This is a genomic window from Actinophytocola sp. (assembly GCF_035712165.1).
Lineage (GTDB): Bacteria > Actinomycetota > Actinomycetes > Mycobacteriales > Pseudonocardiaceae > DASYTH01.
Window position 1 is genome coordinate 1 of sequence record NZ_DASTBH010000386.1, and the last position, 19,859, is coordinate 19,859.

At 70.5% G+C, this 19,859-nt stretch carries 19 protein-coding genes; 6 read left to right on the top strand and 13 right to left on the bottom strand.

Features of this window, described 5'->3' with window-relative positions; genetic code table 11:
- Positions 1-107 precede the first annotated feature (107 nt).
- The 3 genes from VFO68_RS21285 to VFO68_RS21295 all read left to right on the top strand — a co-directional run bounded on the left by VFO68_RS21285 (position 108) and on the right by VFO68_RS21295 (position 2,671).
- Positions 108-482 (top strand): PadR family transcriptional regulator, encoded by a 375-nt coding sequence (locus VFO68_RS21285; RefSeq protein WP_325160106.1) that lies wholly within the window; start codon positions 108-110, stop codon positions 480-482.
- Positions 479-1,846, top strand: coding sequence for a permease prefix domain 1-containing protein (locus tag VFO68_RS21290; RefSeq protein ID WP_325160107.1), 1,368 nt, complete (start codon positions 479-481; stop codon positions 1,844-1,846). Before VFO68_RS21285 ends, VFO68_RS21290 begins: the two co-directional genes overlap by 4 nt.
- 165 nt (positions 1,847-2,011) lie before the next feature.
- Positions 2,012-2,671, top strand: coding sequence for a DUF2306 domain-containing protein (locus VFO68_RS21295; protein WP_325160108.1), 660 nt, complete (start codon positions 2,012-2,014; stop codon positions 2,669-2,671).
- Here VFO68_RS21295 and VFO68_RS21300 read toward each other — a convergent pair.
- On the bottom strand, positions 2,664-3,476 hold the full coding sequence (locus VFO68_RS21300) for an SDR family NAD(P)-dependent oxidoreductase (RefSeq protein ID WP_325160109.1): 813 nt from the start codon (positions 3,474-3,476) through the stop codon (positions 2,664-2,666). The two genes, VFO68_RS21295 and VFO68_RS21300, sit on opposite strands and share 8 nt — an antisense overlap.
- Before the next feature lie 76 nt (positions 3,477-3,552).
- Here VFO68_RS21300 and VFO68_RS21305 point away from each other — a divergent pair, with 76 nt between their 5' ends.
- Complete coding sequence (locus tag VFO68_RS21305) at positions 3,553-4,140, top strand: TetR/AcrR family transcriptional regulator (protein ID WP_325160110.1); 588 nt, start codon at positions 3,553-3,555, stop codon at positions 4,138-4,140.
- A 140-nt stretch (positions 4,141-4,280) separates the two neighbouring features.
- Here VFO68_RS21305 and VFO68_RS21310 read toward each other — a convergent pair whose 3' ends face one another.
- Positions 4,281-5,708, bottom strand: a complete 1,428-nt coding sequence (locus VFO68_RS21310) for a pyridoxal phosphate-dependent decarboxylase family protein (protein ID WP_325160111.1) — start codon at positions 5,706-5,708, stop codon at positions 4,281-4,283.
- 231 nt (positions 5,709-5,939) lie between these two features.
- Here VFO68_RS21310 and VFO68_RS21315 point away from each other — a divergent pair, with 231 nt between their 5' ends.
- Together VFO68_RS21315 and VFO68_RS21320 are read left to right on the top strand one after the other, a co-directional pair.
- On the top strand, positions 5,940-6,866 hold the full coding sequence (locus VFO68_RS21315; RefSeq protein ID WP_325160112.1) for a GNAT family N-acetyltransferase: 927 nt from the start codon (positions 5,940-5,942) through the stop codon (positions 6,864-6,866).
- 117 nt (positions 6,867-6,983) lie between these two features.
- Entirely contained in the window at positions 6,984-7,523 is a 540-nt protein-coding gene (locus tag VFO68_RS21320; protein ID WP_325160113.1) for a manganese efflux pump MntP family protein, read from the top strand.
- Here the strand turns inward: VFO68_RS21320 and pqqE are convergent.
- The 11 genes from pqqE to VFO68_RS21375 all read right to left on the bottom strand — a co-directional run bounded on the left by pqqE (position 7,483) and on the right by VFO68_RS21375 (position 19,616).
- Entirely contained in the window at positions 7,483-8,601 is a 1,119-nt protein-coding gene (gene pqqE / locus VFO68_RS21325; protein WP_325160114.1) for a pyrroloquinoline quinone biosynthesis protein PqqE, read from the bottom strand. The two genes, VFO68_RS21320 and pqqE, sit on opposite strands and share 41 nt — an antisense overlap.
- A 3-nt stretch (positions 8,602-8,604) precedes the next feature.
- The gene (gene pqqD / locus VFO68_RS21330) at positions 8,605-8,868 is read right to left on the bottom strand and encodes a pyrroloquinoline quinone biosynthesis peptide chaperone PqqD (protein ID WP_325160131.1); all 264 of its coding nucleotides are present in this window, start codon (positions 8,866-8,868) and stop codon (positions 8,605-8,607) included.
- A gap of 5 nt (positions 8,869-8,873) precedes the next feature.
- Complete coding sequence (pqqC, locus tag VFO68_RS21335) at positions 8,874-9,545, bottom strand: pyrroloquinoline-quinone synthase PqqC (protein ID WP_325160132.1); 672 nt, start codon at positions 9,543-9,545, stop codon at positions 8,874-8,876.
- Positions 9,546-9,559: 14 nt separating this feature from the next.
- Positions 9,560-10,450 (bottom strand): pyrroloquinoline quinone biosynthesis protein PqqB, encoded by an 891-nt coding sequence (pqqB, locus tag VFO68_RS21340; RefSeq protein WP_325160115.1) that lies wholly within the window; start codon positions 10,448-10,450, stop codon positions 9,560-9,562.
- Between the two features lie 4 nt (positions 10,451-10,454).
- The gene (pqqA, locus tag VFO68_RS21345) at positions 10,455-10,550 is read right to left on the bottom strand and encodes a pyrroloquinoline quinone precursor peptide PqqA (protein ID WP_325160116.1); all 96 of its coding nucleotides are present in this window, start codon (positions 10,548-10,550) and stop codon (positions 10,455-10,457) included.
- A gap of 15 nt (positions 10,551-10,565) precedes the next feature.
- Positions 10,566-12,266: a PQQ-dependent dehydrogenase, methanol/ethanol family gene (locus VFO68_RS21350; protein WP_325160117.1), complete on the bottom strand. Its 1,701-nt coding sequence runs from the start codon at positions 12,264-12,266 to the stop codon at positions 10,566-10,568.
- 12 nt (positions 12,267-12,278) lie between these two features.
- Entirely contained in the window at positions 12,279-12,740 is a 462-nt protein-coding gene (locus tag VFO68_RS21355; RefSeq protein WP_325160118.1) for an MSMEG_3727 family PQQ-associated protein, read from the bottom strand.
- A 175-nt stretch (positions 12,741-12,915) separates the two neighbouring features.
- Positions 12,916-15,141, bottom strand: a complete 2,226-nt coding sequence (katG, locus tag VFO68_RS21360; protein ID WP_414635541.1) for a catalase/peroxidase HPI — start codon at positions 15,139-15,141, stop codon at positions 12,916-12,918.
- An 18-nt stretch (positions 15,142-15,159) separates the two neighbouring features.
- Positions 15,160-16,548: a DNA-binding protein gene (locus tag VFO68_RS21365; RefSeq protein WP_325160119.1), complete on the bottom strand. Its 1,389-nt coding sequence runs from the start codon at positions 16,546-16,548 to the stop codon at positions 15,160-15,162.
- Positions 16,549-16,593: 45 nt separating this feature from the next.
- A complete protein-coding gene (locus tag VFO68_RS21370; protein WP_325160120.1) occupies positions 16,594-17,295 on the bottom strand; it encodes an MIP/aquaporin family protein in 702 nt (233 codons plus the stop codon).
- 71 nt (positions 17,296-17,366) lie between these two features.
- Positions 17,367-19,616, bottom strand: coding sequence for a catalase (locus tag VFO68_RS21375; RefSeq protein WP_325160121.1), 2,250 nt, complete (start codon positions 19,614-19,616; stop codon positions 17,367-17,369).
- Between the last annotated feature and the right edge of the window lie 243 nt (positions 19,617-19,859).

Here is a 19,859-nt window from a genome sequence, read left to right on the forward strand (position 1 = left end):
ACCCTGGTTCTGCTTGTCCGGGTCGAGCCGGCCGTCCGGGGGGTGCCGTTGCCCGGCCTAATACCTAGTACTACTATGCATCGCGGTACTAGGGTATTGGAGGTCAGGTGAGGGTCACCAAGGATCTTGTCGCCGCCTCGGCGACGCCGATGGTGCTGGGCATCCTCGCTGGTGGGGACAGCTACGGCTACGCCATCCTGCGCCGGATCAACGAGCTGTCCGGGGGTGAGCTGGACTGGACCGAGGGGCTGCTCTACCCGCTGCTGCACCGGCTCGAGCGCCTCGGCTACGTGGAGTCGAACTGGCAGGCGGTCGCGGGGGAGCGGCGGCGCAAGTACTACCGGATCACCCGTAGCGGCGTGGCCGAACTGGCCGAACAGCGTCGCCAATGGGACACCGTGGTCGGCGCGCTCAAGGAAATTTGGCACGGTCCCGGCGACTCCCGGCCGATGACCTCGATTCTTTTGGGGGGACTCGCATGACCGAACGTCAGGACGAGCTGGAGGTCCAGTTCGAACAGTGGCGGCACTACGTGCGGCAGCGCCCGGAGCTGGCGGCCGCGGACGCCGACGAGCTCGAGGACCACCTGCGCGGTTCGGTCGACGACCTGGTCGCGCGCGGCCTGCACGCCGACGAGGCGTTCCTGGTCGCGGTCAAGCGCATGGGCAGCCTGGACGACCTGTCCCGGGAGTTCGCCCGGGAGCACTCGGAACGGCTGTGGAAACAGCTGGTGCTGACCGGCGAACCGGACAGCCCGGCGGCGCCGCCCCGGTCGCGCCGGGAGCTGCTGGTGATGATCGGCTGCGCGCTCGGTGCGGCACTGTCGATCAAGGTGCCGGCTCTGTTCGGGCTGAGCTTCGAAGCGGACGGCGCCTTCTACGCGCCCAACGCCGGCCTGTTCGCGTTGCCCTGGCTGGCCGCGTTCCTGGCCTGGCGCCGGCAGGCCGGCCCGGCGGTGATCGCGACACTGGTCGGGTTGTTCGCCCTGGGCGCGGTCGCGGCCAACGTGTACCCGCTGGCCGAGAACTCGCAGTCGGTGGTGCTGACCACCATCCACCTTCCGATCGCGCTGTGGTTCGTGGTCGGACTGTCCTATGTGTCCGATGAGCTGCGCTCCCCGCGCCGCCGCATGGATTTCATCCGCTTCACCGGGGAATGGTTCGTCTACTACGTCCTCATCGCGCTGGGCGGCGGGGTGCTGATCGCCTTCATGTACGGGACGTTCGAGGCCATCGGCGTCTCGCCGGAGATCTTCATCGCGAACTGGCTGCTGCCCTGCGGCGCCGTGGCCGCCGTGGTGGTGGCCGGCTGGCTGGTGGAAGCCAAGCAGAGCGTCGTGGAGAACATCGCCCCGGTGCTGACCCGGCTGTTCACCCCGCTGTTCACCGCGGCACTGCTGGCTTTCCTTGTCGCCGTAGGGGTTACCAGCGGCGGCATCGAGGTGGAGCGGGACGCGCTGATCCTGTTCGACATGCTGCTGGTCGTGGTGCTGGCGTTGCTGCTCTACACCATCTCGGCCCGCGACCCGCTGGCTCCGCCCGGCCTGTTCGACAAGCTCCAACTCGCCCTCGTGGTCAGTGCGTTGGCGATCGATGTGTTGGTGTTGCTGGAGATCATCGGCCGGATCACCGAGTTCGGCACCACCCCGAACAAGGCGGCGGCGCTCGGCGAGAACGTGATCCTGCTGGCCAACCTCGCCTGGTCGGCCTGGCTGCTGCTGGGTCTGGTGCGCCGGACCACCCCGTTCGCCGCACTCGAACGCTGGCAGACCAACTATCTCCCGGTCTACGCGGGTTGGGCCTGGGTCGTTGTCCTCGTGTTCCCACCGGTGTTCGGCTATCTCTGATCGCCGGTTGTGCGGAAATTCCTGCTACGCACGGAAAAAGACGCTGCGCCGTCCGGCAGCATGCGAACCTTCGAATGCCCGATGCGTAGTCGGTCGAACGTGGTAATTGATCACCTGGGGCCGGCGTCTTTCTCCTCGCATGTCCGGCAAACAGGAGGTCCGCTTGTGTCGACCGAACAACTGCTCAACACCCCGCCACCGACGGGATTCCCCCGGCCGGCCACGCATCGAACCTGGGCGTGGCCGGCCGTCGGGGTGGTGTTGATCACCGCGGGCGCGGTGCTGCATCTCAGCTTCATGTTGCCGCACTTCATACCGAAGTTCGTCGATCCGGACGTCCCGGCGGTGCGGATGTTGCACGGATCGTTCGGCATTCTGACAATGGTCACCGCACTCCTGCAGCTCTGGCCGGGAATGCGGCGGCGGTATCCGCGCCTGCACAGGTGGAACGGTCGCGCCTACGTGTTCGCCGGTGTGCTGCCGTGCTCGATCATGCTGGTCGGGCTGCTGTTCGCGATGGGCGAGCCGACGAACACCGCGGACTTCTTCTGGGGCATGGTCTGGCTGGCCGCCACCATGGTCGCCTGGCGGGCCGCTCGCAAACACCAGTACGCCAAGCACCGGCAGTGGATGGCCTACAGCATCGCGCTGACCCTCGTGATCCCCATGAACGCCGGACTCTGGGTCGCCGCGCCGCACCTCGCCCCGCTGATCAGCCCGGCGGTCATCTACGACTCGCTGCAGTGGTTGACCTGGGTGCTGCACCTCGCCGTCGCGCACTGGTACGTGACCCGGTTCGCCACGCGCGACCTCGCGGTCACCTGACGGTCTCCTTCCGCCGGGCCAGGTTGGCGGCGGCCTGACCGAGCATCCGGCCGTTCATCGCGACCGAGACGCGGCCCGGCGTGAGCCGGACCAGGGCGCGCAGCCGGCGGTCGGGCACGACCGTCGACCGCCCGGCGCGCAGGGCCCGCACGGTCTGCCGGACCGCGGTCGCCGCCGGGAGTGGCCGGATCGGCAGGCTGGCCCGGTCCACGCCGAGCCGGTCGATGGCCGGCGTGTCGACGTTGCCGGGCAGCATGACGGTGACCTTGATGCCGGCGCCGCGCAGTTCGTGGTGCAGCGCCACTCCGAGGCTGTGGACGTAGGCCTTCGAGGCGCCCTCGTGGGCCATGTTCGGCATGCCGTGCGCGGCGCCGAGTGCGGCGACCAGGACCATGGCGCCGCCGCCGCGCGCGACGAAGCGGTGCCCGAAGCCGTAGGCCAACTCCAGGTGGCTCACGGTGTTCAGTGTGAGCCTGCGGTGCAGGTCGGTCAGCTCCTGGTCGAGGAACCGGCCGGGATTTCCGTGGCCGGCGTTGGAGACCAGCAGCCCGACGTCGAGATCGGCCGTGTCGGCGAGAAGGTCGGCCGCACCGCCGGCCCCGGTCAGGTCGACCGTGACGAGCCGGTGCTCCACGCCGTGCGAGTCGGTGAGCCGGCGGCCCAGGCCGGCCAGCCGGTCGGTGGACCGCGCGGCCAGCACGACGTTCACCCCGCCGGCGGCGCACTGTTCGGCGAAGGCCGCTCCGATGCCGGACGAGGCTCCGGTGATGACGGCCCAGGGTCCGTAGGGCGAGAGACCGTTCATGCACACTCCTTAGTTAGTTGACTTACTAACTTCGACGCTAGCAGGCCGGACCCGGCCGGGCTAGGGTTTGAGTGAGATGACCGACTCACCTCTTTCCCGCGGCGGCAAGCGCGAGCGACTCGTCGCCGGCGCGGCCGACCTGCTGCACCGCAAGGGGATCGCCGCCACCACGCTGGCCGACATCGCCCAGGTCGCCGGCGTGCCCCCCGGAAACGTCTACTACTACTTCAAGACCAAGGACGACCTGGTCAAGGCCGTGGTCGACACGCAGGCCGGCCAGGTGACGGCGCTGCTCACCGAGCTCGACGCGCTGCCCCGGCCGGCCGAGCGGCTCAAGGCCCTGGTGCGGCGCTGGGAGGCGATGCGCGAGGTCATTGCCCGCCACGGCTGCCCGATCGGCACCCTCGCCACCGAGCTCGACCGCCGCGACGACGGTCTCGACACCGACGGGGCCCAGCCGATCCGGCAGATCCTGGACTGGGTGGGGACCCAGATCCGCCTGCTGGGCGCGCGCAACGCCCGTCAGCTGGCGATCAGTCTGTTCGCCGGGATCCAGGGTGGGGCCCTGCTGGCCAACGCGCTGCGCGACCCCGCCGTCATGACCGGCCAGGTGCGCCACCTGGAACGGTGGATCGACACCCTCGCCGCGGACGGGCGGAGCTGAACGGCAGCCAGGACGTTGCGAACAGACAGGGTCTGTTGGGGTTGAGGCGGTGCTCGGCGTGGACGAGGTCCAGGAGTTCGGCGACCGAGGTGCCCTTGGACGGGCGGTCGGAGGTGATCTCGCCGAACCTCCAGCCGAAATCAGGACAGCGGCGGAGCCGTTCGGGCGGCGGAGCGGATGGTGTCCAGGGCGTCGTTGACGTGTTCGACCCGGGAGCGGTGGCTCAGCACGCACATGCGTAGCAGGTGTTGGTTGCGGATTCTGGTGCTGGACAGGAAGATCCGGCGGGTGGCGTGGATGCGGTCCAGCAGCCGCAGGGTGGCCTGGTTTCCGGCGACGTCCCGGAACGCCACTGTGGACAGTTCCGGGACCCACGGGACGTGCAGGCCGGGCGTGCGGCTCAGCACCTCGTAAGCGTGCTGGGCGAGGTCGAGCTTCTCGTCCAGGGCGGCCCGGAACGCGGCCACGCCGTGCAGGTGCAGCGGCAGCCACAGGCGCAGGCCGCGGTACTCGCGGGTCAGTTCGATGCCGAGGTCGGCGTAGCTCGGCAGCGCACCGGGGTCGGGCGCCTCCGGTAGGTAATGGGCGTCCTCGACATGCGCGGCGCGCAGGGTCGCCGGGTCGCGCACCAGCAGCACGCCGGTGCCGTGCGGGAGGAACAGGCCCTTGTGCGGGTCGAGGGTGACCGAGTCGGCGCTGGCGATGCCCACCAGCCGCTCCCGGCCGCGGCGGGTGAGTTGGAAGAACCCGCCGTAGGCGGCGTCGACGTGCAGCCACAGACCCGCCCTGCGGGCCAGGGTCGCCAGTTCGACCAGCGGGTCCACGGTGCCGGTGTCGGTGCTGCCGGCGGTGCCGACGATGAGGAACGGCCGCAGGCCGGCGGCCCGGTCGGCGCCGATCATGCGGGCCGCCGCGGCGACATCCATCCGCAGCTGCGGCGTGGTGGGCACGATCCGCAGCCGGTCCGGCCGGATGCCGGCGATCTTGGCGGCCTTGGCCACACAGTGGTTGGTGTGCTCGGTGAGGTAGATCGTGCCGTCGGAGAACTCCGGGCCCAGCCGCTGGTGGCGGGCGGCGACCACCACCGACAGGGTCGCCATCGAGGCCCCGGTCGTGATCAGGCCGCCGGAACCGGGCGGCAGGCCGAACTCCGAGCACAGCCAGCGCAGCACCCCGTGCTCCAGGGCCACCAGGCCGGGCGCGATCTGGGCCATCGCGGTGTAGCGGTTGACCGTGCGGGCGAGCAGCTCGGCGACCGCGGAGGCGACCAGGCCACCACCGGGAATGTAGGCGAAGTGCCGAGGTCCGGCCGTCTCGTAGGCATAGCTGGCCGCCTCGCCGAAGGTGGCCAGCAGGTCGTCGAACCGCCCGGACCGCTCCGGCGGCGGCATGGACAGCCAGGTCGCGACGTCGGCGGGAAGCTCCGGACCGATGGCCGGCGCCTCGTCGAGCCCCGCGACGAACGATGCGACGAACCTCGAGGCGGCGCCGAGCCAGGCGTCCATGGTGCGACCGTCGGGATCGAGCGCCGCGGCGTCCCACACAGGTGTGGTAGTGATCGCAGGCACGATCGCCACACTATTGTCCAGCTTGACACGCCGCGCTCACCCGAATGGCGGCAGTTCCGGCTAATTGGGTTGCGGGCCGGGGGCAGACCGCATAGAAATCCGGGGTCTGGACCCTACGCGGAGAAAGGAGGGCGCTGCCATGTACGCCATGCACACCGCGCTCGTGCTCTCCCGGGTGGCCAGCTGAGCTGATCCGAGGAGCGGGCAGGGCGCCGTCAGACGGAGAATGCCTTGACGCTGCATCAGCATGACCTGACCCTGCGCCCGATCACCGGGCCTGATGAGCTGGACCTGTTCAACAACCGGCCGAACGTGCTCAACGACGAGGTCGGCGCCGACCTGGCGGCCGGACGCCGCCGCCCGGAATGGCTGTGGCTGGCCCTGCGCGGCGACCGCGTGGTGGCCCGCGCCGGCTGGTGGTCGCGGCCCGGCGACGCGCATCCGTTGATAATGGACATCTTCGACACCGACGGCGTCGATGACGGGGTGCGGTTGCTGAAGGCCGCGCTGCCGGCGGTGGTCCCGGCCGGTGCGACACCCCCGGAGTACCTCCAGTTCGTCGCACCGGACTGGCGCGACCACCCCACCCGGCAGGCGGTCGAGGGCCGGATGGACGCCCTGGAACGGGTGGGCGCCCGGCTGTTCGTCGAACGGCTGCGCCTGGAGTGGCGAGCCGGCACCCCCGTTCCCGAACCGAGCGGGCGCCTGAACTTCCGGCCCGTGCGCGACCCGGAGGAGCTCATCGCGCTGATGACGCTCGTGCTGGACGGCACGCTCGACGCCCACAGCCGCGCCGACCTGACCCGGCTGACCCCCGACCAGGCCGCCCGGGAGCAGTACCGCGACGAGTTCGAGCGCTACACCAGCCCGCGGGACTGGTGGCGGATCGCGACGCTACCGGACGGCGAACCGGTCGGGTTCGTGATCCCCGCGCACAACGGCTACAACCCGGTGATCGCCTACATCGGTGTGGTACCGGCACATCGCGGCCGGGGCTACATCCACGACGTGCTCGCGGCGGGCACCGGCCTGCTCGCCGCGCAGGACGTCCCGCGGATCCGCGCGGCCACCGACGTCGGCAACCAGCCGATGGCGGCGGCGTTCGCCGCGGCCGGCTACGTCACCTTCGAGCGCCAGCTCGACATGACCTGGAAATGACCGGAAAAGGCGCGCTGAATTGCGCGACGCCATTGTTCGGATAACCGCCGGAATGGCTCGCTAGTGTATTTCGGAGGTCGCCTGGGATATCATTGAAACTATGGCGGATGCGTCATCATGAGCTGGGAAGTGCTGTTCCTCGGGTTCGTGCTCAGCCTGGACAACTTCCGGGTGTCCATCGCGCTCGGCACCGTCCCGTTCGGACTGCGGCGGGCAGTGCAGGTCGCGTTGGTGTTCGGGTTGTGGGATGCGGTCATGCCGCTGGTCGGACTGCTGATCGGTCGCCAGGTCGGGGAGTTCGTCGGCGATATCGGCGAACTGGTGGGCGCGGTGGCGCTCGGCGGGTACGGCCTGTATCTCGTCATTTCGGCGCTGCGCAATCCTGAGCCGGACGAGTTGGACCACCCGTGGGCGCTGTTCGGCATTCCGCTGACGTTGAGCCTGGACAACCTGTTCGCCGGGGCGAGCCTGGGCATCCTCGGTCTCTCACCGTGGTTCTCGGCCGCCGTTTTCGGGACCATGACGGCGGTGCTGTCCCTGGTCGGGCTGCGGCTCGGCCGGGCGGCGGCGCGCCTGGTCCGGATCCGCCCGGATCTGGTGAGCGGGGTGACCCTGATCATCGCGGCCGCGGCGCTTCCGTTGGTGTTCGGCGGTTAGCGCGAACCTGGTGCGGGCGGGGGACCAGCGGAAGGTCCCGCGGGCCGGCGTTGGCCGCCTCGACCGCCCGGACCACCAGGTCGTGGTCGGGCGCCAGGTGGCAGACCGGGTCGGTGCGGGCCGCATCGCCGGTGAGCTGGAACGCCTGGCAGCGGCACCCGCCGAAGTCCAGCTCCCGGCGGGCGCAGGTCCGGCACGGGTCCGGCATCCAGCCGGTGCCCCGGAACGCGGTCATCACCGGCGCGTCCGACCAGATCCGGTCCAGCGGCTCGTCGCGCACACTGGCCCGCGGCAACGGCAGCGACTGGGCGGCCGGGCAGGGCAGCACGTCGCCGTTCGGCGTGACGGTGAGCTGCCGGGCGGCCCAGCCACCCATGCAGGGCTTGGGATAGCGGCTGTAGTAGTCGGGAACGACGTAGCTGACGGCGATCCGGTCCCGCAGCCGCTCGCGGGCGGCCCGCACGACGGCCTCGGCCGCCTCGAGCTGGGCCCGGCTGGGCAACAGCGCGTCCCGGTTGCGCCAGGCCCACCCGTAGTACTGGGTGTTGGCCAGCTCCACCCGGTCCGCGCCCACCTCCTCGGCCAGCGCCAGCACCTCGGCGACCCGGTCGATGTTGTGCCGGTGCAGCACCACGTTCACGGTCAGCGGCCAGCCCAGCTCCTTGACCACGCCCATCGCCTCGATCTTGCGCGCGAAGGACGGGACGCCGGCGATCCGGTCGGAGGCCGCCGGTTCGGCATCCTGGATGCTCACCTGCACGTGGTCCAGGCCGGCGGTGCGCAACCGCTCGGCCGTGCGCCGGGACAGCCCCAGGGCACTGGTCACCAGGTTGGTGTAGAGGCCGAGGTCGTGCGCCCGGGTCACGATGTCCACCAGATCCTTGCGCAGCAAGGGTTCCCCGCCGGAGAGGTGGCACTGCAGCACCCCCAGGTCGGCGGCCTCGGCCAGCACCCGCTGCCACTCGCCGGTGCCGAGCTCGTCGGTGTAGCCGGCCAGGTTCACCGGGTTGGAGCAGTACGAGCAGGCCAGCGGGCAGCGGTAGGTCAGCTCGGCAAGCAACCCGAAGGGTCTGTCCATGAGTCAGAGCTCCACACAGCGCCGGGCGGTCAGCCCGGTCAGGAACCGCTGGACCTCGTCGCCCGGGACGTTCTGGTAGCGCGCGCCGAGCGTGGCCACGATCTCCGGCACGGTGTGCCGCCCGTCGCAGAGCTCGAGGATGGCCGCGCCGGTTCCGTTCAACACCACCACCGTCTCGGGCAGTTGCAGGATCGGCCGCTGCCGGATCCGGCAGAAGGTGAGCCGAACATGGCGGGCCAGCCGGGGCCGCGCCGGCGTCGAGTCCATTGTGGTCACTCCGGGTAGGCCGCGTCGATGGCGTCCATCAGGCTCCACAGGACGTCGCACTTGAACGACAGGGCCTCGACGGCGCGCGCCTGGGACTCGGCGGAGGTGCAGTGCGCGGTGACGACCTCGAGGGCGTGCGCACAGTCGCGGGGCGCCTGGTCGAGGCGGGCGCGGAAGTACGCGAGGCCGGCCGGGTCGATCCACGGGTACCACAGCTCGAACGCGGCCAGCCGCTCGGCCATCAGGTCCGGCGCGAACATCTCGGTGAGCGAGGAGGCCACCGCCTCCACCCACGGCCGGGTCCGGGTGAAGTTCACGTAGGCGTCGACGGCGAACCGCACGCCGGGAACCAGGTGCCGGTGGTCGGTGATCTCGTCGCGGGTCAGCCCGGCCGCCTCGCCGAGGCGCAGCCACGCCTCGATGCCGCCCTCGCCGGGATGTTGGCCGTCGTGGTCGGTGATCCGCCGGATCCAGCGCCGCCGGACGTCGAGATCCGGGCAGTTGGCCAGGATCGCCGCGTCCTTGCGCGGGATGTTCTCCTGGTAGTAGAAGCGGTTGGCCACCCAACCCCGTACCTGCCGGTGGCTCAGCCGGCCGGCGTTCATCCGGACGTGGAACGGATGCTGATGGTGGTAGCGCCGCGAATGTGCCCGCAACGTGTCGACGAAACCGTCCATAGTCGTTGTCACGCCTACACCTCCACCTCGAGACCGTCCATGGCCACCTCGATGCCGCGGTCCGACACGACGCGCCGCTCGGGCGAGTCGGCCAGCAGAACCGGGTTGGTGTTGTTCATGTGTACGAAGATCGTCCGGCGCACGCCGAGCGCGGGCAGCCGCGCCAGGCTGCCGTCCGGCCCGTCGATGGGCAGGTGACCCATCTCCCGGGAGGTCTTGCCGGCCAGGCCGAGCCGGACCAGTTCGTCGTCGTGCCAGCAGGTTCCGTCGATCAGCAGGGTGTGGCAGCCGCGCAGCTCCGCGCACACCGCGGGGGTGAGCGCCTGCACGCCCGGCAGGTACACCAGGGTCCCGCCGCTGCGCTCGTCGGTGAGCCGGTAGCCCACGACGCGGCCGGACTCCTCGCCGGTCGCGAACCGGTCGCGTTTGGTGGTGGGCACCTCGAAGGCCCGGCAGGACAGCCCGCCGGCCAGGGCCAGGTCCGCGCCGGGGACCACCGCCCGCCACTCGACCGCGCAGTAGCGTTCCAGCGTCCGCAACAGTCCCGAGCCGTCGCACAGCGTCCGGTGCACCGCGGGCGTGGCGTACAACCGCAGCGCGCGGGCCTCGCGCAACAGCAGCAGACCGAGCGTGTGGTCCAGTTCGGCGTCGGTGAGCAGCACCGCCTCGATCGGCGTGGTCCGGCCGGCCCGCGGGTGCAGGCCGGGGAACGCCTCGATCTGGCCGCGCACGTCGGGAGAGGCGTTGATCAGGAACCACCGGTCGCGGTCGGTGCTGACCGCGACCGACGACTGGGTGCGCGGGATGCCGGACCCGGCGCGGACCGCGGTGCACACCGGGCAACCACAGTTCCATTGCGGGGAGCCACCCCCCGCAGCCGAGCCCAGCACCCGCGCCCAGACCATCGGTCTACTCGTCCAGCTGGTCGAGGTACATGGTCACCTCGGGCGCGACGCCGATCTCGTCGAACTCGGGCGTCTCCCACACGATGAGCGCGGACTCCATGGATCCACCTCCTATCTACGTCGTCTCCGGCAGAGCGAAAACGATCAGCGCGCTGCCGTGGCCGGCGCCGAGCATGCCGGGCAGGAACCCCTCGGCCCAACCGCCCCAGCCGACCGGCACGGCGACGTACTGCCGGCCGTCGACCTGGTAGGTCGTCGGGCTGCTGTGGTGCCCGCTGCCGCACTGGAACTGCCAGAGCTGCTCGCCGGTCCGGGCGTGGAGCGCGTTGAACTCCCCGGAGGGCTCACCGGCGAACACCAGGTCGCCGCCGGTGGCCAGCACCGAGGCGCACATCGGTAGCTCGTTGCGCCAGCGCCATTTCTCGTCGCCGGCCGCGTCGAACGCGCTGACGTAGCCGACCGCTTCCTCGATGTCCACCTGAACCCCGGCGCCCCAGTACGGGATGCTCTCCTTGAACTCCCGGCGCCGCCGGGTGGCCGTGGCCCCGACGTCCTGCACCGGGACGTAGAAGAGCTCGGTCCTGGGGCTGTACGCGGCGTGCGTCCATTCCTTGGCGCCTGCGGGGCCGGGGTAGAAGTGGACCGGCACGCCTTCCTCGTCGGGGTAGACCTTGGGCGTCACCTGGCCGTCCCTGGTGATCGCCCCCCAGGTGATCCGGTCCACGAAGGGGGTGATCCGCACCAGCGAGCCGTTGGTGCGGTCCAGGACGAAGAAGTAGCCGTTCTTGTCGAAGTGTCCGAGCAGCTTGCGCCCGTCCGACTCGAACAGGATGCATTCGCCGATGCTGTCGTAGTCCCACAGGTCGTGCGGGGTGCACTGGTAGTGCCAGCGAATCTGACCGGCGTCGACGTCGACGGCGATGATGCTGTCGGTGTAGAGGTTGTCGCCCTCGCGGACGCCGCCGTCGAAGTCCGGCGCCGGGTTGCCGGTGCCCACGTACAGCAGGTTGGTCTCCGGGTCGAACGTGCCGGTGATCCAGCAGTTCGCGCCGCCGCGTGCCCACGCCTCACCGTCGGACGGCCAGGTCTCCGAGCCGGGCTCGCCGGGCTTGGGAACCGTGTAGCAGCGCCACTGGTGCTCGCCGGTCTCGAGGTCGAACGCGTCGAGGTGACCGCGCACCCCGAACTCACCGCCGGAACTGCCGACGATGACCATGTTCTTCACGACCAGCGGTGCGACCGTGGCGCTCTCGCCGGCCCGCACGTCCCCGTAGGTCTTGTCCCAGACCCGTTTGCCGGTGGTGGCGTCCAGCGCGAGCACGTGCGCGTTGGCCGTGACGAAGAAGACCTTGTTCTGCGCGACGGCGACCCCGCGGTTGACGTTCCCGCAGCACAGCGACACATCGAACGGAACCGCGTGCTTGTACCGCCAGATCTCGATGCCGGTCTTCGCGTCCAGCGCCCAGACCCAGCCGTCCCAGCCGGACAGGAACATGATCCCGTCGACGACGATCGGGGCGGCCTCGAACGAGTAGGTCGACGCACCGGCGATGAAGCCGCTCACGCCTGCCTGGAAGACCCAGGCGGGGGCGAGCCGCTTGACGTTCTCCGTGTTGATCTGGTCCAGCGGGCTGTACCGCTGGCCGTCGTAGGCGCCGTAGTAGGTGAGCCAGTTCTGCGGCTCCGATCGGGCGTTGCGGATCCGTTCGTAGTCGACGTCGCGCACCACCGGCGGGGCGACCTCGCCCCCGGCGACCTTGCCGCTCAGCCTGCCCTGGTCGACGGCCTCGCCCGCGTCCACGTATTCGACGGTCATTGCTGCCTCCTCCTAGGGCCGCGGCTGGTCGGGACGATCGAGGCGAGCCTCGGGCGGCACGTCGCCCAGCACGACGATGGCACCGGTCAGGCCCCGGCCCTCGTCGTTGCCGGTGGGCGAGCTGAACCAGTAGTAACCCGGTCCGTCGAGGTTGAGCGTCGCCTTTCCCTTCGAATGGTTGACCAGCCAGATGAATTTCCGGTCGCCATTGCTCGGCAGCAGCGCGCAGTGCGTGTTCAAATCATCGTTGATGAGCGTGAGCTCGATATCACCCCCGTGGGGCATGACCAGAATCGAGGGATCCCAGGCGATCTCGTCGGGCCGGATCCGAATGGTCGCCGTCATGCGCCCATCGGCCTCCTCGGTCGCCCGTCCAATGCGTCCGGTGCCCAGCACCTGGCCCAGTGCGGCCTTGTTCTGGGCATTCAACCCAAGCTGCTCCAGTAGGTCGGCTCGCTCCTGTGTGGTCGTCATCGGGGCTTTACCTCCCGATTGTGCGTGCCTAAGAAAACATGACATCGAATTTAATTCCCGCGGCCAGGGGCATAAATCGCCAAAATGGCCGTTAAGTAGCACTTTACGCCGGGTTAATCGGGCCGACAAGGGCGTCCGCCCGTTCCGGCGGGCAATACCGTTCGTCCGCCGCCGGCTACCGTTCGTACCCCAGGTCGTACCGGTCGAGGTTCATGACCTTGTGCCACGCGGCCACGAAGTCGTGCACGAACTTCGCCTTGGCGTCGTCGCTCGCGTAGACCTCGGCCAGCGCCCGCAGTTGCGAGTTCGAGCCGAACACGAGGTCGACCCGGCTTGCGGTCCAGCGCAGCGCACCCGTTGCGCGGTCGCGACCCTCGAAGGTCTGCTCCCCGGGCCCGGCCGTCCAGGTGGTGCCCATGTCGAGCAGGTTGACGAAGAAGTCGTTGGTCAGCGCGCCCGGGGTGGCGGTGAGCACCCCCAGCGGGGAGCGTCCGGAGTTCGCGCCCAGCACCCGCAGACCGCCCACCAGCACGGTCATCTCGGGTGCCGTCAGGTTCAGCAGGTTCGCCCGGTCGACCAGCAGGTGTTCGGCCGGGAGCCGGTTACCCGGCCCGAGGTAGTTGCGGAACCCGTCCGCGGTCGGTTCGAGCGCCGCGAAGGACGCCACGTCGGTCCACTCCTGCGCGGCGTCCGTGCGGCCCGGCGAGAACGGAACCTCGACCTCGTGGCCGGCGGCCCGGGCCGCCTGCTCGATCGCGGCGCAACCGCCGAGCACGATCAGGTCCGCCAACGAGATCCGCCGGTCCCCGGTCTGCGCGGCGTTGAAGGACTCCCGGATCCGTTCCAGGGCGGGCAGCACCTCCGCCAGCGTGTCCGGGTCGTTGACCGGCCAGCCGCGTTGCGGCTCCAGGCGGATGCGCGCCCCGTTGGCCCCGCCGCGCTTGTCGCTGATCCGGAACGTCGAGGCGGATGCCCACGCGGCGCCCACCAGGGCCGCGACCGGCAACCCCGCGCCGAGGACGGCCGCCTTCAGCGCGGCGACGCCGGCCGCGTCGACCAACTCGTGGTCCACGGCCGGAACCGGGTCCTGCCAGAGCATCCGCTCCGCCGGGACCTGCGGGCCGAGGTAGCGCTGGATCGGACCCAGGTCGAGGTGCGTCAGCTTGAACCAGACCCGGGCGAACCCGTCCGCCAGCGCGGCCGGATCGGCCAGGAAGCGCCGCGCGATCGGCTCGTAGCCGGGGTCGAACCGCAGCGCGAGGTCCGTGGTCAGGATGGTCGGTGCGTGCGTCCTCGCCGGGTCGTGGGCATCCGGCACGGTGCCGGCCCCGCCGCCGTCCCGAGGGATCCACTGCCACAGCCCGCCCGGGCTGAGCTCCAGATCCCACTCGTAGCCGAACAGCGTCTCCAGGAAGCTGTTGTCCCACCTGGTCGGGCTGGGCGTCCAGGTGCCCTCCAGCCCGCTGGTGATCGTGTCGGCGCCGGTTCCGCTGCGGTAGCGGCTCTGCCAGCCAAGGCCCTGCTCGGCCAGGCCCGCGCCCTCGGGTTCGGGGCCGAGGTGACGCTCCGGGTCGGCCGCGCCGTGGGTCTTGCCGAACGTGTGCCCGCCGGCGATCAGCGCGACGGTCTCCTCGTCGGTCATGCCCATGCGCCGGAACGTCGTGCGGATGTCCCGGGCCGCGGTCAGCGGGTCCGGGACGGTGTTCGGACCCTCCGGGTTGACGTAGATCAGCCCCAACTGGTTGGCGGCCAGCGGTTGCGCCAGGTCCCGGACCCCGCTGTGCCGCTCGTCGCCGAGCCAGGCCCGCTCCGGGCCCCAGTAGACGTCCTCGTCCGGCTCCCAGACGTCCGCCCGGCCGCCGGCGAACCCGAGGACCGGCAACCCCATCGTGCTCAGCGCGCGGTTGCCCGCGAAGATCATCAGGTCGGCCCAGGAGATCGCCCGGCCGTACTTCTTCTTGACCGGCCACAGCAACCGGCGAGCCTTGTCCAGGTTTCGGTTGTCCGGCCAGCTGTTCAGCGGCGCGAAGCGCTGCATCCCGGCGGCCGCGCCGCCCCGGCCGTCGCCGGCCCGGTACGTCCCGGCGCAGTGCCACACCATCCGGATCACCAGCGGCCCGTAGTGCCCGAAGTCGGCCGGCCACCACGGTTGTGACGTGGTCAGCACCTCGTCGACGTCCCGGGCCAGCGCGTCCAGGTCGAGCCGGGCGAACTCCGCGGCGTAGTCGAAGTCCGGGCCCATCGGGTCGCTCGCGGCGGTGTGCCTGCGCAGGATCGTCAGGTCCAGCTGGTGGGGCCACCAGTCGCGGTTGCGCGCGCCGCCGGCCGAGGCGCCGCCGTGCGCGGTCACCCGGTCGGCGGACAGGCCGAGCCCACCGCCGGTGTTCTCCTTGCCAGACACGGGTTTCCTTCCAGGGACTCAGATGTCCAGCGCGCGCCGCACGGCGGCGGCGTTGCGCCGGGAGACCGGCACCATCGTCCGGTCGTCCATGACCAGCGACAGCTCGCCCTTGACCCCGCGCTCGATCTCGCGGATCCGGCTGAGGTTGACCACGTAGCGGCGGTGCACCCGAAGGAAGCCGGCATCCGCGAGCTCGTCGTCGAACCGGTCCATGCCGGCCGAGGCGGCCCGCAGCCGGCCCTGGTCGGTGCACAGCCATACGTCGTTGCCGTCCGACTCGGCGAAGCAGACCTCCGGCAGCCGCAGCAGCACCATCCGGTTGTCGCGCATCGCGACCACCCGGCGCGGCCGCGGCCGGGCGTGCGCGGAACCCTCCGCCTGCGGCAGTTGCGCCCCGTCGGAGGCGCCGAACGCGACCAGGTTCCCGATCAGATGGCCGGACAGGAAGACCGGCCGGATGCTGATCGTGGTCGGTTCGTCGGCGAGGTGGGTGAAGATCTGCGTGGAGCCGACCCAGTCCGGGTTGCGCGCCGCCTGCCGGCTGGCGTACCGGGCGGCCGCGATCAACTCCGGCAGGCCGGGCTTCCAGCGCACGGTGGGATCCACCGCCGGAGTGGCCGCCGGGACACCCATGAGCAGGCTGGCCGTCTCGTCGGCGATCACCACCTTGCCCGCGGTGTCCAGCGCGGCGAGTGCGGCGCCGGAGCGGGGCCGGGCCTGGGTGAACGCCGCGACCAGTTCGGCGCCGCTGTTACGGGCCCGCCGCCGGAGCGTGTACTGGGCCTTGGTGACCGCGCTCGCCAGCCAACTTCCCGCGGCGGCCGGGAGTTGGCTGCGCCAGCAGGAGATGTTCAGCACCGCGATGGGTTCCCTGGTCACCACGTCCCGTACCGCGACGCCCGCGCAGACCCAGTTGTGGAACGCCTGGCACCAGTGTTCGGCGCCCCGGATCAGGACCGGGCCGTGCGCCTCGAGCGCCGTGCCCATGCCGTTCGTGCCGGCCGCGCACTCCGACCAGCAGAACCAGGGCGCCAGGTTGGAGTCGGTGGCTCTGGCCAGCGTGGCCTGGTCGCCCCACTCGGCCAGGATCCGGCCGGTGGCATCGGTGACGGTGACGACGCCGCCGAGGTTGCCCACCTCGTGCGCCACGGACGCGGCGAGAAACCCCAGCTCGGTGAACACGACATCGTGTTCCGGCGCATGGTCGAACTCCGCCACGGCGATCGGAGCCTGGGTGAGATGCGGGTCGACGCGATACATCTCCCGGCAGCGGTGCCAGGAGATCGCCACCTCCGGCCGAACCCCTGGGACGTGGTCCTCGCCCTGCACGAACCGTTCCCACGCCGCGAGTACGGTGCCGCCGCCCAGGTTCGCCGACCTGTGCTCGAGCCGATGTGCATCCCTCATCGTGGAGAACCGCCCTTGGTCCATCCAACGTCCGGCATCCCCACCCTAGCCCGGATTCCGGACCTCGGCGCCGGCCTCGTCCGCGTGGACCTCGCGCGGTGCGGGCTCGGGCAGCTCACCCGGGTTCAGGGTGAGGAAAACCAGGCCGGCCACGGCACCGGCGGCGAGTTGGACCAGGACATAGAGCCAGATCGTGCCGAAGTGGATCAGGCCGACCGCCGCGACGCCCAGGCCGACCGCCGGGTTGAACACCGCGCCGGAGATCCCGCCAACGGCCACCGCGCCCGCCGCGACCGTGAAACCGATGGCCAGGCCGTAGAAGGAGTTGACCGGATGATCCTTGCTGGTGGCCACGTTGAGCACCACGAACGCCAGCGCGAAGGTGAACAGCGCCTCCACGACCAGCGCGACCGCCAGGTCCCGGCCGGTCGGGGTCAGGGTGTCGACGTTCGCCGGGTTCACGATCCAGTAGGCGAGACCGCCGGCGAGCAGGCCCGCGACGATCTGGACGACCCAGTAGACGACGGCGTCGGTCACCGAGATCCGGCGCCGCACGAGCGCGGCGATGGTCACGGCGGGGTTGTAGTGCGCGCCGGAGATGTGCCCGCCGGCGTAGACCATCGCCAGCAGAACCGCGCCGATGCCCAGCGGAGCCAACGCGTTCTGGGACAGCACCGCGGTGCCGACCGTGAGCACGAGGAAGAAGGTCCCGATCAGCTCGGCAACGTAGGCCCGGTAGTTGCGCACACACCCGATCTTCGCACGGAAATCCGGACCTGAGCTTCCGGAAAACCCCTAGGTACCAACGTGACCCCGGCTCAGGCGGGAACCCCGAAGCGCTGCCAGACCCGGTGGCTGCCGAGGAGTTTGAGGACCTGCTCGAGGACCTCGGCGGGATCGTCGGCGCGGACGATGCCCGGGTCGTCGGCGGGATAGCCGGCGGCGGTCAGTGCGGCGCCGGCCTCGGACCAGGCGCCGATGGCCTTGGCATGGCGGTAGCACTCCTGGATCAGGAGGAGCACCCGGGGGTCCACTGTGGAGGGTCCCTTTCCCGCCTTGGCGTCCCGGATGGGCGTCGCGTCCGGGGCGGGTGGCGGGCTGGCGGCCAGCAGCAGGGCGTCGAACTCGACGGAGCGGGCGGTGAGGAAGGTGCGCTGCGCGGGGATGCCGCCGTCGAGGGTGCCGCCGTGCGGGGCGATCAGCAGGGGGACCAGGCCTGCGGCAAGGATCGTCTCGCGGACCTGGCGTACGCCGTCGAGGTGGTCGGGGTCGACGACGATGCCGATCACGCGGCCGTCGGGCGGCCAGGTCTGGCCGATCTGGGACAGCGCCGGGCTGGCCGGCAGGTCGCGGGCCGGCTGGGTGGCCTCGGGTGCGGGCAGGCCGAGGCCGATGGCCACCTGGGCGCACAGCTCACTGTCCACATTGGCCAAAACGCGCAGCTCACGTTCCTTGACGGCCTGCTCGTAGCACTTGCCGAGCTCGAAGGTGAAGGCGCGGATGACATGCTCCCGCTCCATCGCCGACAGGCTCTTCCAGAACAGCCGGGGTTGGCTGTAGTGGTCGGCGAAGCTGGCCGGAGCCTGCCGGATCCTGGTCGCGGCGGCGACCGGCTGCGGCACCTCGACATAGGCGCCGGTGTCCGCGCCGGCCATGAACGGGCAGCCGCCGTCGAGCGTGTTCGGCTTGTACGGCGCGACCCCGGCGTGCACGGCGTCCTGGTGGAAGCCGTCCCGGAACATGTCGTTGACCGGCGCGTGCGGCCGGTTGATCGGGATCTGCGCGAAGTTCGGGCCGCCGAGCCGGGTGAGCTGGGTGTCCAGATAGGAGAACAACCGGGCGGCCAGCAGCGGGTCGTCGGTGATGTCGATGCCGGGGACCAGATGGCCGACGTGGAAGGCCACCTGCTCGGTCTCGGCGAAGAAGTTCGTGGGGTTGCGGTTGAGGGTGAGCATGCCCACCGGCTGCACCGGGGCCAGCTCCTCCGGCACGATCTTGGTCGGGTCCAGCAGGTCGATGCCCTCGAAGGTCTGCTCCGGCGTGTCCGGGAACACCTGCAGGCACAGCTCCCACTGCGGGTAGGCGCCGGACTCGATCGCGTCGGCCAGGTCGCGCCGGTGGAAGTCCGGGTCGACGCCGCCGATCAGCTGCGCCTCCTCCCAGACCAGCGAGTGCACGCCGAGCTTGGGCTTCCAGTGGAACTTCGCCAGCGTGGTCTCGCCCTTGGCGTTGACCAGCCGGAAGGTGTGCACACCGAAGCCTTCCATCATCCGGTAGGAGCGGGGGATCGCCCGGTCGGACATCTGCCACATGACGTGGTGGGTGGCCTCGGTGTGGGTGGACACGAAGTCCCAGAAGGTGTCGTGTGCGCTCTGCGCCTGCGGGATCTCCCGGTCCGGGTGCGGTTTCGCGGCGTGGATGATGTCCGGGAACTTGATCCCGTCCTGGATGAAGAAGACCGGAATGTTGTTGCCCACCAGGTCGAACGTGCCCTGCCGGGTGTAGAACTTGGTGGCGAAGCCCCGGGTGTCCCGTACCGTGTCGGCCGACCCGCGCGAACCCACCACCGTGGAGAACCGGGTGAACACCGGGGTTTCCGTGCCCTTGCCCAGGAAGTCGGCCTTGCAGACCCGTTCGGCGGTGCCGTACCCGACGAACACGCCGTGTGCCGCCGCGCCCCGGGCATGCACCACCCGCTCCGGGATGCGCTCGTGGTCGAAGTGCATGACCTTCTCGCGCAGGTGGTGGTCGGCCAGCAGCACCGGACCCCGGTCACCGGCCTTGAGCGAGTGATCGGTGTCGTAGAGCCGAACCCCCTGCCCCGTGGTCAGATACTCCGCCTGCTGGGCGAACGCCCGGGCCGGTGCCCCGGTGGGCGCGCCGGTCGGGCTCACCGTCTCCGGAGCGGCCTGGTCGGCCTTGGGCGGCAACGGCTCGCTCGGCTCGCTCGGCGGGTCCACCGGGGCCGGCCGGCTCGCCGGCGCACCCGGGATCGGCGGGTCGACCAGGTCGGCGACCTTTTCCACGGCCTTCGCCAAGGCGTCCTTGACGACCTTGGCTGGCTTCATCGGATCCACGGCAATCCTCTCGTCGAAGGCTCGGCGCCAGAGACCTACCCACGGATCCGCCGCTTAACTCATGCAAAACCTGATCGGGTCCAGAAAAGGACGACGCGCTGGTCGGCAACGCGCCACGGCGCGTTCCGCCGCCATTGACAGGGGGTGGCGGCACTCTTACGCTCCGATAACGGAATATCGAATAGCGTTCGAAATTTCGAACTCTGACCCACGCGCGGAAAACCAGTGAGTGAG